This window comes from Pseudomonas sp. GW821-FHT02H09 (assembly GCF_059421425.1).
Map to the genome: position 1 here is coordinate 97,336 of NZ_JBWKVA010000014.1, position 15,517 is coordinate 112,852.

General features: G+C 60.2%; 14 protein-coding genes. All 14 read right to left on the minus strand.

All coding sequences use genetic code 11. The annotated features are described in order from the left end of the window. Positions 1 to 219: 219 nt before the first annotated feature. The 14 genes from pseI to rfbF are packed head-to-tail and all read right to left on the minus strand — an operon-like array spanning position 220 to position 15,451. Positions 220 to 1,272 carry a pseudaminic acid synthase gene (gene pseI, locus AC07VR_RS19360; RefSeq protein ID WP_495012214.1) on the minus strand — a complete coding sequence of 351 codons (1,053 nt, stop codon included), beginning with the start codon at positions 1,270 to 1,272 and terminating at the stop codon, positions 220 to 222. Next, positions 1,265 to 2,770: a UDP-2,4-diacetamido-2,4,6-trideoxy-beta-L-altropyranose hydrolase gene (gene pseG, locus AC07VR_RS19365; RefSeq protein WP_495012215.1), complete on the minus strand. Its 1,506-nt coding sequence runs from the start codon at positions 2,768 to 2,770 to the stop codon at positions 1,265 to 1,267. Before pseG ends, pseI begins: the two co-directional genes overlap by 8 nt. After that, positions 2,767 to 3,474, minus strand: coding sequence for a pseudaminic acid cytidylyltransferase (gene pseF / locus AC07VR_RS19370; protein ID WP_495012216.1), 708 nt, complete (start codon positions 3,472 to 3,474; stop codon positions 2,767 to 2,769). Before pseF ends, pseG begins: the two co-directional genes overlap by 4 nt. Continuing rightward, positions 3,471 to 4,091 carry a pseudaminic acid biosynthesis-associated methylase gene (locus AC07VR_RS19375; protein WP_495012217.1) on the minus strand — a complete coding sequence of 207 codons (621 nt, stop codon included), beginning with the start codon at positions 4,089 to 4,091 and terminating at the stop codon, positions 3,471 to 3,473. The genes pseF and AC07VR_RS19375 overlap by 4 nt, the downstream gene beginning before the upstream one ends. Positions 4,092 to 4,125: 34 nt before the next feature. Then, positions 4,126 to 5,283 carry a UDP-4-amino-4,6-dideoxy-N-acetyl-beta-L-altrosamine transaminase gene (gene pseC / locus AC07VR_RS19380; RefSeq protein ID WP_495012218.1) on the minus strand — a complete coding sequence of 386 codons (1,158 nt, stop codon included), beginning with the start codon at positions 5,281 to 5,283 and terminating at the stop codon, positions 4,126 to 4,128. Continuing rightward, complete coding sequence (pseB, locus tag AC07VR_RS19385) at positions 5,280 to 6,281, minus strand: UDP-N-acetylglucosamine 4,6-dehydratase (inverting) (RefSeq protein ID WP_494994237.1); 1,002 nt, start codon at positions 6,279 to 6,281, stop codon at positions 5,280 to 5,282. Before pseB ends, pseC begins: the two co-directional genes overlap by 4 nt. A gap of 30 nt (positions 6,282 to 6,311) precedes the next feature. Beyond that, the gene (locus AC07VR_RS19390) at positions 6,312 to 9,242 is read right to left on the minus strand and encodes a TIGR00180 family glycosyltransferase (RefSeq protein WP_495012219.1); all 2,931 of its coding nucleotides are present in this window, start codon (positions 9,240 to 9,242) and stop codon (positions 6,312 to 6,314) included. Between the two features lie 55 nt (positions 9,243 to 9,297). Further along, positions 9,298 to 10,026 carry a cephalosporin hydroxylase family protein gene (locus AC07VR_RS19395; RefSeq protein WP_495012220.1) on the minus strand — a complete coding sequence of 243 codons (729 nt, stop codon included), beginning with the start codon at positions 10,024 to 10,026 and terminating at the stop codon, positions 9,298 to 9,300. A gap of 27 nt (positions 10,027 to 10,053) precedes the next feature. Then, positions 10,054 to 10,719, minus strand: coding sequence for an acetyltransferase (locus AC07VR_RS19400; protein WP_495012221.1), 666 nt, complete (start codon positions 10,717 to 10,719; stop codon positions 10,054 to 10,056). Continuing rightward, positions 10,716 to 11,837, minus strand: coding sequence for a DegT/DnrJ/EryC1/StrS family aminotransferase (locus AC07VR_RS19405; protein ID WP_495012222.1), 1,122 nt, complete (start codon positions 11,835 to 11,837; stop codon positions 10,716 to 10,718). Before AC07VR_RS19405 ends, AC07VR_RS19400 begins: the two co-directional genes overlap by 4 nt. Continuing rightward, positions 11,834 to 13,060, minus strand: coding sequence for a methyltransferase domain-containing protein (locus AC07VR_RS19410; RefSeq protein ID WP_495012223.1), 1,227 nt, complete (start codon positions 13,058 to 13,060; stop codon positions 11,834 to 11,836). The genes AC07VR_RS19405 and AC07VR_RS19410 overlap by 4 nt, the downstream gene beginning before the upstream one ends. Further along, positions 13,057 to 13,617: a dTDP-4-dehydrorhamnose 3,5-epimerase family protein gene (locus AC07VR_RS19415; RefSeq protein ID WP_495012224.1), complete on the minus strand. Its 561-nt coding sequence runs from the start codon at positions 13,615 to 13,617 to the stop codon at positions 13,057 to 13,059. The genes AC07VR_RS19410 and AC07VR_RS19415 overlap by 4 nt, the downstream gene beginning before the upstream one ends. Continuing rightward, positions 13,614 to 14,696 carry a CDP-glucose 4,6-dehydratase gene (gene rfbG / locus AC07VR_RS19420; protein WP_494994244.1) on the minus strand — a complete coding sequence of 361 codons (1,083 nt, stop codon included), beginning with the start codon at positions 14,694 to 14,696 and terminating at the stop codon, positions 13,614 to 13,616. The genes AC07VR_RS19415 and rfbG overlap by 4 nt, the downstream gene beginning before the upstream one ends. Further along, positions 14,678 to 15,451 carry a glucose-1-phosphate cytidylyltransferase gene (gene rfbF, locus AC07VR_RS19425; protein ID WP_494994245.1) on the minus strand — a complete coding sequence of 258 codons (774 nt, stop codon included), beginning with the start codon at positions 15,449 to 15,451 and terminating at the stop codon, positions 14,678 to 14,680. The genes rfbG and rfbF overlap by 19 nt, the downstream gene beginning before the upstream one ends. Positions 15,452 to 15,517: the final 66 nt, after the last annotated feature.

Here is a 15,517-nt window from a genome sequence, read left to right on the forward strand (position 1 = left end):
AATAAACAGCTGAATACCACCGCTCGCAGGAATCGAGGGGCGCCGACAAACAGAGATTTTACATCACCCCAAGAGGGCGCCAGCGGGAAAAACAAAAGGCCATCACTGGGCCAGCCAGTGGCCAGGCGCCATATTCCCGGTCAATACAATACAATACAGTGAAGATGCGCGTTATGACTCGCAGGTCACGCTATTTTGCCGAATCAACCACACAAGCTGCTACTCGACCAACGACCAATCCAGTGGCGTACCACGTTTCAGAGGGTTTCGAGCGTGTCGACCGAGTATCGCATCAATGTGCTTGGGGGGCAGTCCGAGGCCCGGACGGATGGCCCACACGTTGCCCGAATTGAAGACTTCACCGGCCGCCATATCCCGTGTCACGTAGAGTGAGCGGCGATAAACCAGCGATTTCCGCTCCGCCTCGCTCACGCCATAACGCACTTGGCCCATGGCCTGCCAGGCGCGTTCGGTTTCGATTACCAGGCTGGCCAACTCGGCCGGTTCCAGAGAAAAGCTCGCATCCACACCGCCAGCGCTACGGTCCAGGGTGAAGTGTTTTTCCACCACCGTCGCCCCGAGCGCCACCGCCGCCACTGAAACACCAACACCCATGGAGTGATCGGACAACCCCACCTCACAGCCAAACAGCTCCCGCAAATGAGGGATGGTGCGCACATTGCTGTTTTCCGGGGAGGCCGGGTAGGTGCTGGTGCACTTGAGCAACACCAGATCTGTGCAGCCAGCGGTACGGGCTGCGCGGACAGTCTCGTCCAGTTCGGCGATGCTGGCCATGCCGGTGGAGATGATCAACGGTTTACCGGTGGCGGCGACCCGTCGAATCAACGGTAAATCGGTGTTTTCGAAACTGGCGATTTTGTACGCCGGCACGTCCAGGCTTTCGAGGAAATCCACCGAGCTCTCATCGAAGGGCGTCGAGAATGCCAGCATGCCCAGCTCTTTGGCTCGGGCAAAAATCGGCGCATGCCATTCCCATGGCGTATGGGCCTTTTCATACAATGCGTACAGCGACGAGCCGGCCCAGAGGCTGTTGGGATCCTTGATGAAGAACTCACCATGATCCAGGTCCAGGGTCATGGTATCGGCGGTATAGGTTTGCAGCTTCAAGGCATGGGCACCGGCCTTCGCTGCCGCCTCGACGATCTGCAACGCAAGTTCCAGCGACTGGTTATGGTTGCCGCTCATCTCGGCGATGATAAATGGCGGCGCATCGGCACCGATCGAACGCGAACCGATCTTGAAACTAGTCATTAGGATGATCCTTTAACACCCGCCTGAATTCACAGGCATTTTGCTGGTAGCCGGCGCGGCGAAACAAACCAGACGACACTTGATTGCCGGCAAGCACTTGAGCCGTGATGAGGTGTAGATCAGGCCATAGCGCTGCAACAAACGCTTCCCCTCGCGCCAGCAACGCCCTGCCCCAACCCAACCCTGAACGCCCCTCGAACAGATAAATCGACACCTCGGCCTGAGCCTTGACGCGGTCATAGCGCAGCACCCCGACAGGGCCGTCAGCGGCGCAAGCGATCAACAGCAAGCGCTGAGGGTTGCATAGACTGGCCGCGAGCCAGGCCTGATGGTTCTTCCAGCTTACTTCTTCGGACTGCACGGCCCAACGGCGGACCGCCTCGGCATTGCGGCCATCAAACAGCAGTCGCGCATCCTCAAGCGTGGCCCTGCGTAATTGCAGGACAACTCCAGACAACGCGACAGCCACACGCCGCGCACCCAACCCATCGACCAACTGTCGGGAGCGCTGCGCCAGACTTTGCCGCAAACCAGCATTACCCAGCAAAAAACCAATGGCCTGGCGCAGCTGCTCAATACTGACCTGGGCGCTGGCCCCTAGATATACATGGGCGCCGGCGCTCGCCAAGCGTTCGGCGTTCAGTTGCTGATTGGCGGCCACCGCAATGCAAATCGTTGGCAGCCCCATGGCCGCGCGCTCCCAACTGGTACCGCCGCCCGCGCCGACAAACAGATCGGCCTCGGCCATCAACCGGGCAAAATCGCTGACATGGCTGTGCAGCCGCCAATGGGGACGGCTGGCAGCCAGCACCTGCATTTGCGTCCAGGCCGGATTGTCGACGCCCGCCACGAAATCAACGTCCAATTCACCAAAGTCAGCCATTGCCAACATTGCTTTCCAGGTCTCACCCACAGCGTCAAAGCCGCCGAAATTCACCAGTACCCGACGTGCCTGATCCTTGATCGCAATCGGCTCGCGACGGAACTCGTCGCGCAACAAGGCGAAGCGCGGGCCGAGCAACTGTTGGCACCCGGGATCGGTCAATGGCCCATAGACGTGCGCGGTCGCCGTCAGATTCTGGTCCAGTAGCAGATCGGCATCGTGCTGCCGGTTGGCCAGATCGTCGATCACCGCAATCCGCTGCGCCCACTGTCGGGCCGCCGTCTGCCAACGATGATCGAGGCCGTAATGGTCGACGATGATCCAGTCGAAGGGTTGCGTGGTCTTTAAAACGTTCTGGAGTTCAACAATCTCGGCCTGCCAGGGCAACAACGCCTCAATGCCCTGCTCGGGATGTTCCTGCGGATACTCATCAGGCAACGCGAAAGTCTCGAAACCCTGGGTTTGCAGACTCTCCAGGCGATTGCCCGGCAGCCGACGACAGGCGAACGCCACCTGCACACCCTGCTGACGAAGCACGTTTGCCAGCGTCAGGCATCGCGCCACATGACCACTGCCAATCGCCAGCGAAGCGTCGGCACGGATCAGGACTCTCACGAAAGCTCTCCACCGGCCTTCAACGCGGCGTACAGGTATTCGGCGCGCTTCCAGTCCTCTTCGGTGTCGATGTCTTGCACCAGATGCCGAGGCAAAATGACTGGCAGGCTCTTTTCAGAGAACAGCCTGTCCCCGCGTAACCAGGCCTCGGCTCGCCCCCAGTAAAACTGCCCGGCATCCTGATAGGCGGCGGGCAAATCCTGGGAGCGGGTGTCGCGAAACTCCGGATAGAGCGAAGTCAGAGTGCCTTGCGCATCGATGGTCAACGCACGTTGAATGGGGAAGCCAAAACTGCACAACGAGAAGGCAAAGGATTTCTCTGGATGCTGCTCCAACACGTCCAGGCCCTGATGCAAATACCGCGTTTGCAGCAACGGAGCGGTCGCGTAAATGCAGCAGGCGTACTCGTAGTGCTGTCCCTGCTCATGCAGTGTATTCAAGGCATGAGCGATCACCGCTGCGGTTCCGGTGAAATCATCTGCCAGCTCCGCCGGGCGCATGAACGGCACTGTTGCTCCACGGGCGCGGGCCAGCTCAGCAATTTCTTCGTCATCAGTGCTGACCAGCACCTGATCGAACAAGCCTGAGTTCAGCGCGGTACGTATCGAGTGGGCAATCATCGGTTCGCCGTCGAACAGCTTGAGGTTCTTGCGCGGGATGCGCTTGCTGCCCCCGCGGGCTGGGATGATTGCGACGCTGTTCACGTGCGTTTTTCCAGCAGAAACCAGGTGATATCGTCGACGGGAAACTGAGGATCACGATGGTATCCAAAGCCATAGTCGAGCAATTGCAGATCAGTGTAGCGATCGAGCATTTCGCCGGCGAAATCGCGCTTGAACAACTTGCCGCTGTTGCCGCGATACGGCACCTCGACCGGTGCAGGGTTGTAATACTCACAAATCAGGATATAGCGCTCACTCAACTCATAGAGCTGTGCGTAGGCGGCAGGCAACAGCTCGGGCGCCAGGTGGATCAGCACCCCTTTGCTCAAGGTCAACTGGAAGGTCCGGTCACGGGGATAATCGAACAACGACCCGTGCCAGATATCGGCAATACCCAAGGCTCGGGCTTGGGCGTAAGCCTTCGCGTTGATCTCGACACCGTGCAAGGCACACCCCGCAAGCAACTGATGCAGCGCTTGCAGATTGTTCCCGGTATTGGTCCCCAATTCGATCAGGCTGTCGATTCGGGAGGTGCGCGCCAACGCCTTGGAAAACAGCGCCAGATTGGCCGCGACTAGCTGATGGCCCTGATTGCGAGCCACATAGTCGTCGCCGAAGTCACCTTGCCAGAAAATTTCCTGCTCACTTGCTTCACGCATAGATCACTCTTATCAAAGGCCAATGGGCAGCTGTTCAGCCGACCAAGCGCCGCAACTGCTCGACCACATAATCCTGTTGCTCATCACTCAGGATTGGAAACATCGGCAAGCTGATGGCTTGCGCGTAGTAGCGCTGCGCTTCAGGGAAGTCGCCTTCGGTGAAACCCTGCTCGCGGTAATACGGCTGCAGGTGTACCGGAATATAGTGCAGATTAACCCCGACCCCGGACGCGCGCAGCGCCTCGAAGACCTCTCGATGACTGAGTTTGATCCGCTCGAGCTGCAGGCGTACCACGTACAGATGCCAGGCTGACTCTGCACCGGATTGAGCACTTGGCAGGGTCAACGGCAGATCTGCCAGTAACCGATCATAGCGGGCGGCCAGCTCACGACGCCGCGCGATAAAACCTTCAAGTTTATCCAGTTGCGAAAGCCCCAGCGCGGCCTGAAGGTCAGTAATCCGGTAGTTGAAACCCAGCTCGATCTGCTGGTAGTACCAGGGGCCGTGGCTCGGTTCAGTCATCTGCGCAGGGTCGCGAGTCATGCCGTGGCTGCGCAAACGCTGTAAACGTTCAGCCAATTCCGGGCGATTGGTCAGCACCATCCCGCCTTCGGCACTGGTGATGATTTTCACCGGATGAAAACTGAACACCGTCATTGCCGCGTATTCACCGCAACCCACGGGGCGCCCGCAATAAGAAGCGCCGACCGCGTGAGAGGCATCTTCGATCACCGTGAAGCCATACTGCCCGGCGAGTTTGCCGATGGCCTGCAGGTCACAGCTCTGCCCGGAGAAGGCCACCGCCACCAGCACTTTTGGCAACGTGTCGCTGCGCTCCGCCGCCTGGAGCTTGATCGCCAGCGCGTTGGCATCGAGGTTCCAGGTCAGCGGATCGATATCGACGAAATCCACTTCGGCGCCGCAGTAACGTCCGCAGTTGGCCGACGCCAGGAAAGTATTCGGGGTGGTCCAGAGTCGGTCACCCGGTCCGAGCCCGGCTGCCAGGCAGGCGATGTGCAAGGCCGCGGTGGCGTTGCAGACTGCCACCGCAAAACCGGCCTCGCAACGTTTAGCCATTGCCTGCTCAAAACGCTCGATAGTCGGGCCCTGGGTCAACCAGTCGGACTGCAACACGGCAACCACCGCATCGATATCCGCCTGATCCAGGCTTTGCCGACCGTACGGGATCATGCCGACAGCTCAGCGTGCAGCTCGGCGATCTGCCCGACCGAGAGGAATTGCGGATTGGTGTCGGAGCGGTACTCGAAGTCTTCATTCACCGACTTGCCCCGCTCGCCCAGACCATCCACAGAGAAGTCGACATCGACACTGGTAAAGCGAATCGACGGCTGAATGGTGTAGTGATCGGCAAACTCCAGGGTCATGCGCGCATCGTCGAGGGGCACCATCAGTTCGTGGAGCTTTTCACCCGGACGGATCCCGACGTTTTTATGCGACAGATGTCCGGCCATGCCACTTGCCAGATCGACAATACGAATCGACGGGATCTTCGGTACGAAAACTTCACCACCGTGCATACGGGCAAAGCTGTCGAGCACGAACTGCACGCCGTGATCCAGAGTGATCCAGAAGCGGGTCATGCGCTCGTCGGTGATCGGCAGCTGCCGCGCGCCCTCGGCAATCAACTTGCTGAAAAACGGCACGACAGACCCGCGGGAACCGGCAACGTTGCCGTAGCGCACCACGGCAAAGCGGGTTTGCTGATCGCCGGCGATATTGTTCGCCGCGACGAACAATTTGTCCGACAGCAGCTTGGTCGCGCCATACAGGTTGATCGGGCTCGCGGCCTTGTCCGTGGACAAGGCAATGACTTTTTTCACACCATTGTCGATGGCCGCAGCGATGATGTTTTCCGCGCCGTTGACGTTGGTGCGGATGCATTCGGTGGGATTGTACTCGGCCGCCGGCACTTGCTTGAGGGCCGCTGCGTGCACCACGTAATCGATGCCGCGCATGGCCTGGCGCAAACGCTCGGCATCGCGCACGTCACCCAGAAAATAACGCATGCAGGGTGCATTGAAGGTCTGCTGCATCTCGTACTGCTTGAGTTCGTCGCGCGAGAACACCACCACGCGCTTGGGCTGGTACTGCTCAAGCAGCCGGCGGATAAAATTGCGGCCGAACGAACCGGTGCCGCCGGAGATGAAAATCGATTTACCGTTGAACATGCCGTGAATCCTTTTACCTGTGCGCCAGACTTAAACCAGCAACCGCGCCCAATCCACACCGCAAGCGCTGCCAAGGGTGAACCCCTTGCCGGTCAGGGCGAGGTTCTTGTTGTAGGCCAGATCGTGCTGGAACGGCCCGGCCCACTTTTCGCGCAAGGCTTCGAGGGCCTGCGGTGCGTCGGGCAGGTTGCCTGGGTGGATGACCTGCACTTGCGGAGTCCACACCACCAGATAGCCGGCCTGGCCCGCTTTCAGGCACAGGTCGACATCACCGAAGGCTTCGGCGAATGCGTTTTCGTCCAGCCCTGCGACTTCGTCGAACAGTGCTTTGCGGATCATCAGGCACACTGCCGAGACGGCCGAATAGTTCTGTTCCAGCACCAGGCGATTCAGGTAGCCCTTGGCATCCTTCGACTCACCGACGAAGGCAGAACCGACACTGTCGTTCATGCCCAGAATCAACCCGGCCTGAGTCACTTTGCCGTCGCGGTCGAGCAGCTTGGCGCCGACCACGCCAACCTCTGGACGCTGGGCCTGGTTGAGCAGGGATTCGAGCCAGTTCGGGTTGACCACTTCACTGTCCGCCGCCAGCAGCACCAGGTATTCACCCTGAGCCTGCTGACCGGCCAGATTGTACAAAGCCGACACACTGAGTCGCTCTTCGGCCCGCAGAACACGGACCTTGTCACCCGGTTGTCCAAGGCCGGCCAGCCACTGCGTGACCTCGGGCGACTGGCTCGCGTTGTCGGCGATCAGTACTTCATAACGGGTGTAGCGGGTTCTCTGCAGAATGCCGGTCAGGCAACGCTGCAACTCCTGCAGGTTGTCCTGGCTGTGAACGATGATCGACACCAACGGACGCTCGGGGTGGCGGTAATCGATGTGATAGGTACCCGGTTCGGTTGAGCTGATTTGCGCCTTGTATCCGCGAGTCGCGAGGTGACGAATCAACGCCTGACGTTCGTGGGCGTTGTCTTGCGGCACTGGTGCCCGGGCGATCAACAACGGCTCGTCCAGGTGGGCCAGCCAGGCCATGCCACCCTCCTCGATGATGCGCAGCAGCAAGTCGAATTCCAGGGCCTTGCTGAAGTCGGCCTTGTAACCGCCCGCCTCCAATAGCACATCCTTGCGGATCAGCCAGTGCCGCGCCATCAGCGCCGGCAGGCTTTGCAGAAGGTCGAGGTTGAAGCCTGGACGGAATACATCGACCAATGCGCCATTGGCGTCACGCTGAATCTCATCGGTGGCCACCGCCCGGCATTCGGGGGCGGCTTGCAGTTCCAGACCGGCGCGCAACAGGCCACCGGCGGTGAACTCGTCGCCCGCCTCAGTCAGCAGCAACCAGTCGCACGGCGACTGACGCGCGATCTGATTGAGTTTGTCGACATAGTTGGCCTGGGTCACGCAAACAAAGTGCAGAGTGTTGTGCACCGTCGTCGCCGCCAGCGCCTCGCCGGTAGTGAACACCACGATCTTGAACGCGTGGCTGTGACCTTCCAGCAGACTGTCGAGGGTGGTCTGTAGCCTGGCTGCGTCGTTGTCCAGGTCCAGCACCAGAATGCCAAACTGCGGACCACCGTTGTGGGCGGCCAGATAACGCGACGTCGCGGCGACTTCGTCAGCGTCCGGGGTGCGTGCCGCCAGCCACTTGAGCAGGCGACCGGAACGCATGGCACCGAACACCTCGTCATTGCCTTGAGTCGATACCGCGTCCAGACGCTCGGCCCAGGCGAACATGTCACGTGCGTCGTGCGCTTCGCCCATAAGCTCCAACTGTTGCGCCAGGCGCTTGACCACCCGACGGTTGAACGGGCTGCTGTCGTACGCATACCCCAGCCGCTCGACTACGCTTTCGGCGGTGTCGTTGTTGCGGGGCCGCATCAGGTCTTCCTGCTGGGTCCAGATACCTTCGAGCCCCTGAAGCTGAACGCGGCCGGCCGGCATGGCGTGCAGCAGAAACTCGAACTGGCTCAACAGGTCGAAGAACGCCTGATTGTAAAAAGGCATTTCGACGTACTGCAAAAGCCCGAATCGGCGGTCCGGCCCCTTCTGCACATTGGTCCAGCGCGACTCGAAAATCGGCTCCGCCGTCAGCGCCCGACGGGTGCGCAAGCTGTCGGCCATCGCCTCGAAACTGTCCAGTGCCAACTGCCTGGCCTGTTCCGGGTCGAGGCCGGTGCGGGTACTCGGCAGCGTCGCCAGTAATTGGGCAAACGCCTCACGATCGGCCACCGATTTGGCATCGCCGAGGGTCAGGGTGCTGTAGATCTCGGTGTTGTGCTCCGACTCCAGGTAATTGACCTCTCGCACCACATAAGGAATCGGCAGAATTCGCGCCTTGGCCATTGCCAGCATGTAGTACGCATGGCCGATTTCCTGCCATTCGAAGATGGTGTCCTCCGGCATGACCGCGTACCAGTCACGCAACAACGCGGTGCGGTGAACGGCATAGAACGGCGGGATGTACTGATGCATGAAATCGATGACACGATCCTGAGCGCGCTCGGACGAATAGTCTTCACAGACCTTCTTGTCCCGACGGTAGTAGCTCACGCTGTTGGCCAGGGCCAGGTACATCAGGCAATAGCCATGGCACATGCCGTAATCGGGGTTCGCTTCCAGGAACGAGACCGAAGCGTCGAGGGCATCATGCACGATGAAGTCATCGTCGGCGGCAAACACCATGTAGGGCGTGGTGACTTGCTGCACGCCGTAGTCGAGCTTGGCCCGAATGCCCCAGTAGCCGTACTGCGGCAGGTGCTGATAGTCGACCGAGGGGTACACGCCATCGATGCCATCGGTGGCCTGAGTCGAAGAGTCCAGCACCAGAATCCTGCAAGGCAAGGCGCTGTAAAACTTCACCGCCCGGCGCGCAAATGCCGGACGGTTGTGGGTAATCAGGACCACCGTCAACAACTCGTTCAGTGGTAATCCGCTTTCAGAACCGTACTTGCCTTGCATAATTTTTCCCCACAACCGGCGTATCGCCCGATGAACTCAACAATGATGTCGTTGCTTAACGAACCCGACGCAGATAGCCGTCCGGCGCCACGGTGATCAGCAGCTTGCTGTGAATCCGTGCATCGATCTCGAAGTCGCGGTTCTCTTCCAGGTAGGCCCAGACCGCGGTTTTCGGATTGTCGCCCTTGCCCCAGGGACGATCCGGGAAGGCATCTTGCGGCATGTCTTCGACCACGGTGTCCATCACCACGCAGTAGCTGCCGACCGAAACCAGCGGTGCATACAGGCGCAACTCTTCAAGCACGTGTTCGTGGGTATGGTTGGAGTCCAGAACCACCAGCACTGTCTTGCCGGCAACCCGCGCACGAACTTCATCAACGATGGCCGGATCGATGCTCGACCCCTGGATCATGCTGATCCGTCTCGCCATCGGGTGGGCTTCAATGGCTTCGCGATTGTGTTGACGAATGTCGATATCCACACCCAGCACTTCGCCGTGGCCGATCAGCTCCAGCATTGAGGCGTAAAACACCAGGGAGCCGCCATGGGCAATGCCCGTTTCGACGATCACATCAGGGCGCAGGTCCCAGATGATTTCCTGCATGGCGACCATGTCCTGAGGGAACTGAATGATCGGCCGGCCCATCCAGCTGAAGTTGTAGGTGTACTTGTGCCTGGCCGTGACACCGACCCAATCCAGCGACTCAGCCTGAAGCTTTTTGTCTTGCTGCAAGCCTTCGATGTTCTGGCTTACTTCTTCACGAAACTGCTCATGAGGATTCATGCAAACACTCCGATACGGGGGTTTTTATTAGTTGAAAACCCGGCCGTCCCGATAAGGAACAGTCTGAGTCTTGATAATTCGGGCGGGATTACCCACGACCACCGCGTAGTCAGGGACATCCCTGGTGACCACCGCCCCGGCGCCGACCGTGGCCCAGCGACCGATGCGCAAACGCGGCAGGATGGTGGCGTTGGTGCCGATGAAGGCCCCATCGCCGACCTCGACACAGCCAGCGATAGCGACACCAGGCGCCATGAACACGGAGTGACCGATCCGGCCCTCGTGTCCGATCAGACTGCCGTAACTGATGCTGCTGTTATCGCCCAGGGACACTTCGGCCTGAATGATCACGCCTTCCTGGAGATAGTTGCCCGTCCCCAATTGCGTCATGGCCAGGTCAATACCCGGGTGCAGAAAGTTGCCCAGTGTTCCGCCGGCTTCGATGATCTGCCGGGTCGTCTCGTAACGGGTTTTGGTATCGCGGGTGATCAGGTTCACGAAGCGCGTGTCCGGTCCCTTCAAGTCGGCCACCCGCTCCACCCCGCCGATCACCGCAATGCCGTAAAACAGCGTGCCGTGCTTGGCCGCATCGTTGTCCAGGAAGGCAAATTTCACCGTGGGGCTGGCACGCTGGACTGAACCAATCATGCGCACCGCTTCAGGGTTCGCCGCGCCCAACAAGTAGACGTTCACAGCAGATTCCTTTGCTTGCAGACGGTGCGAATAACATCGATCACCCGCTGCTGATCGGCATCGCTCATGTCGTGATAGCTCGGCAGGTTGATGGCCCGCTCCGACAGCGAAAACGCCATTGGTGTATCCACCGGTTTATCGGCAAACATCGGTAGCGCCGACAACGGCCAGAAAAACACCCGGGCATCGATGTCGGCAGCTTGAAAGGCTTCGATCAACATCTCCCGAGTGACACCGGTACTGGCGTCGAACACCACCGTGGGCATCCAGTAGCCGTTCCTGGAATGATCCGGTTGCGGGTTCATGGACAGCACCGGGATATCCAGCAGCCCTTGGGCATAACGATCGAAGATCGCGCGCTTGCGTGCGATCAGCTCATCGACACGTTCGATCTGGGCACACCCGATCGCCGCCTGCAGGTTGCTCATCTTGTATTTGAAGCCGATGAAATCCGGCCAGAACTGGCGCGTGCTGCCATTGACCCGGCCGTGATTGGAGAGCGTAAGCACCCGCTCATACAGCGCCTTGTCCGAGGTCACGAAAATCCCGCCTTCCCCGGTGGTCATGGTCTTGGTGCCATGAAAGGAGAACGCACCGAAGGCCCCCAGCGAGCCGGCCGCTTTTCCACGCCATTGCGAGCCAATGGCTTCGGCGGCGTCTTCGACGACGGCAATGCCGTGTTCGCGACCGATATCCAGCAATGCGTCCAGATCGCACAGGTTGCCGTACAGGTGCACCGCCACAATGGCTTTGGTCCGCGGCGTAATGGCTTGCCGGACCTGCTGCGGATCCAGGCACCAGCTGTCCGGCAACACGTCGACAAAGACCGGTGTGGCACCCAGGTAATCGATGGGCGCCGCCGAGGCGATCCAGTTGGTGTTGGCCAGAATCACTTCATCGCCCGGGCCGATACCCAGCGCCGCCATCCCCATGTGCAAGGCACCGGTGCAACTGGATGTCGCGATGGCGTACGGCACGCCCATGTGCTGCGCGAAGGTTTTTTCGAAACGCGTGATGTATTCGTAGCAACGCTCGCCCCAGCCATGCTGCACGGCATCCAGCACATACTTGGCTTCCAGCTCGCCCACACTGGGCTTGGTGTAATGAATTCGGCTCATCTGAAGCTCAACTCCGGAATGGCAACGACAAAACGAGCGCCCCAGTTGCGCACAACTGCGTATTGCTGGGTGATCTCATCCAGCAGATTCCATGGCAGCACCAGGACGTAATCCGGCTTCTCGATTTCAATCCGTTCGGGAGAAACCACGGGAATGCGACTGCCCGGCAAGAACTTGCCCTGCTTGTGCGGGCTGGCATCCGCCACCCAGGCCAGCAGGTCCGGTTTGACCCCCGCATAGTTGAGCAAGGTGTTGCCTTTGGCTGCGGCGCCGTAGCCGACCACCCGCTTGCCGTCGGCCTTGGCCTGCAACAGAAAGCGCAGCAGTTCGTGCTTGATGCGCTCGGCAGCGGGGGCCAGGGTGGCGTAGTACTCCGGGGTTTTCACGCCTGCTGCCAACTCGCTCTGCAATTGCTGCTGCACCGCTGGTTGCACCTCACGACGCTGGCCATCGGCGCGCTGCACGAAAACCCGCAGTGAGCCGCCATGGGTCGGCAGTTCGCCGACATCGAAGACTTCCAGACCGTTGCGTTCGCACAAACGCTGTACGGCGCTCAGCGACAGATAGGAATAGTGTTCATGGTAAAGAGTGTCGAACTGCTGACCGGCCATCAGCGTCAGCAAGTGAGGAAATTCGAACGTCGCGACGCCGGTCGGCTTGAGCAGGGTTGCAAACCCGCCGAGAAAATCATTGATCTCCGGCACATGGGCCAACACGTTGTTGGCCGCCATCAAATCCGCCGCCCAACCCTCGCCGAGCAACTGCAACGCCGTGTCGCGGCCGAAGAACAGTTCGCGTATTTCCAGCCCCTTCTCCCGCGCAGCTTGCGCCGTGCTGCGGGTCGGCTCGACGCCCAGGCAACGGATACCGCGCTGTGCAACGTACTGCAGCAAGTAACCATCGTTGGCGGCAATTTCCACCACACGACTGTCGGCGCTCAGCCCGAAACGCTCGACCATCTCGGCCACATAGCGCTCGGCATGGGCCAGCCAGGTGCTGGAAAAGGAACTGAAGTACGCATAGTCGGCATCGAACAGACTATCGGCGCTGGTGTAGTCCTGGGTCTGAACCAGCCAGCATGCCTGGCAGACCGCCACTTTCAACGGCACCCACTGCTCGGCCTGCTCCAACTGGTCAGCCCGCAGGTACGCGTTGGACGGTGGCGAGGTGCCCAGATCGATCAACGGCAAAGCCAACGGGATGCCGCAACCTCGGCAGTTCATAGACGCACTCCAGGGAAATGGTCATCGATCCGGGGATGAGCGGCATCCCGGGCCGACAGATTTTTGACAGGGTTGGGCCAGGCAATCGCCAGGCGCGGGTCGAGCACCGACAGGCCACCCTCGTGATCCGGGGCATAATCGGCGCTATGCAGATAAAGCAGCTCGGCGTCGTCGCTCAGGGTCTGGAAGCCATGGGCGAAGCCGGCCGGAATCAACAGGCTGCGGCCGTCGCCAGCGCACAGATGCTCGGCGTGCCACTGCAGGAAGGTGGCCGAGTCCGGTCGCAGGTCGACCGCAACGTCCCAGACTTCACCGCGCAGACAAGTAATCAGCTTGGCTTCCGGCGCCTGGGCATTCTGATAATGCAAACCACGCACGCTACCGCGCTCACGGGTGCAGGAGTGATTGATCTGACGAATATGGAACGGCTCGCCAAAGGCGCTCAGGCTGCCTTCGCAGAACAGTCGGGCGAAGTGCCCGCGCGGATCTTCATGACGCTTGTGCTGAACACTGAACAAACCGTTGAGAGGCAATGCACTGATCCGGAACTCGCTCACAGCGCCCCCCGGTAAAGGCTCAACTGATCCAGGGTGATGGCACGCATGTCATCACCATTTTCCCAGGCCAGGTGCCAATCCAGGGTCTGCGTCAGGCACTCTTGCAACGACCAGCGCGGTTGCCACGCCAGCAACTGACGGGCACGGCTGCTGTCCAGGCGCAAGAGACCGGCCTCATGCAAATCACTCGGTTCTATGCGCAAACCCCGCGCTTGCGGCCAGCGCCTGGAGAGCAGCTCAACCACTTCGCCGACGCTGCACATGTCGCCTTCGCCAGGCCCGAAGTTCCAGGCACCGGCGAATTTCGGCCCATGCTCAAAGAGCCCCGCCGCCAGTTGCAGGTAACCTGCCAGGGGTTCCAGAGCATGCTGCCAAGGGCGAACGGCCTGTGGATAACGCAGGGTGACCGGCTCATTCGCCGACCAGGCCTTGAGCACATCGGGGATCAAACGCTCCGGGGCGAAATCGCCGCCACCGAGGACATTCCCGGCGCGCGCGGTGGCCAGGGCCAGGCCGTGTTCGGCATAACGTTCTGTGGGGAAAAACGAGGCAGCGTATGACTGCGCGAGCAACTCGCAACAGGCCTTGCTGCTGCTGTAAGGATCATGGCCACCGAGGGCTTCGTCCTCACGATAGGGCCACGGCCACTCCTGATTGGCGTAGACCTTGTCGGTGGTCACCAACACGCAGGCACGTACCCCGCCGACCTGGCGAATCGCTTCCAGCAGGTTGAGCGTACCCATGACATTGCTCGAGTAGGTCCCGAGCGGGTCGCGGTAGCCTTCACGCACCAGCGGCTGCGCCGCCAGATGCAGGACGATTTCTGGCTGAACCTCGGCGATCAGTTCCAGCAAGGCGGCCAGATCACGCAAATCACCACGCTGATCGTTGATGCCTTCAGCGACGCGCGCCAGTTCGAACAGGCTCGGCCCGGTGGACGGATCCAGGGCAAAACCGCTGACCTCGGCCCCCAGGCTTTGCAGCCATAACGTCAACCAACTGCCTTTGAAACCGGTGTGACCGGTCAACAGCACCCGCTTGCCGTGCCAGAACTGCGGACTCAGTCCCATTGCTTCCACGGGGCCTCCCCGCTTTGCCACAGATGCTCCAGATGGTTCTTGTCACGCAGGGTGTCCATTGGATGCCAGAAACCATCGTGCTGGAACGCATTCAACTGGCCCTGGGCGGCCAGGGTCGTCAACGGCTCGGACTCCCAGACCGTCTCGTCAGCGGTGATCAGCGGCAGCACTTTGGGCGACAAGACAAAGAAGCCACCGTTAATCCAGCCGCCATCACCGCGAGGTTTTTCGGTGAAACCACGAACCAGATCACCGTCACGCTCCAGCGCGCCGTAACGCCCCGGCGGCTGCACCGCCGTGACCGTGGCCAGCTTGCCGTTGCTCAAGTGGAAATCCACCAGCGCGCCGATATTCAGATCCGACACGCCATCGCCGTAGGTAAAACAGAACGCCTTCTCGTCTTCGACGTAACGACTGGCGCGACGCAAACGCCCGCCGGTCATGGTCTCTTCACCGGTGTCGATCAGGGTGACACGCCAAGGCTCGCTGTAGTTCTGGTGAACGTCCATGCGGTTGTTACACATGTCGAAAGTGACGTCAGAGGTGTGCAGGAAGTAGTTGGCGAAGAAGTCCTTGATCGCGTAGCCCTTGTACCCCAGGCAAATCACGAAATCGTGAATTCCGTGTGCGGAGTACTGCTTCATGATGTGCCAGAGAATTGGCTTGCCGCCGATCTCGATCATTGGCTTGGGCTTGAGGTGCGATTCTTCGCTGATCCGCGTACCCAGGCCACCCGCCAGAATAACTGCCTTCATCTTGTCCCCTCTTGTTCGTCACAGGGCTCAGCCAAGCTGTATCAAGCTTTTGCAGGCCTTCTGGAT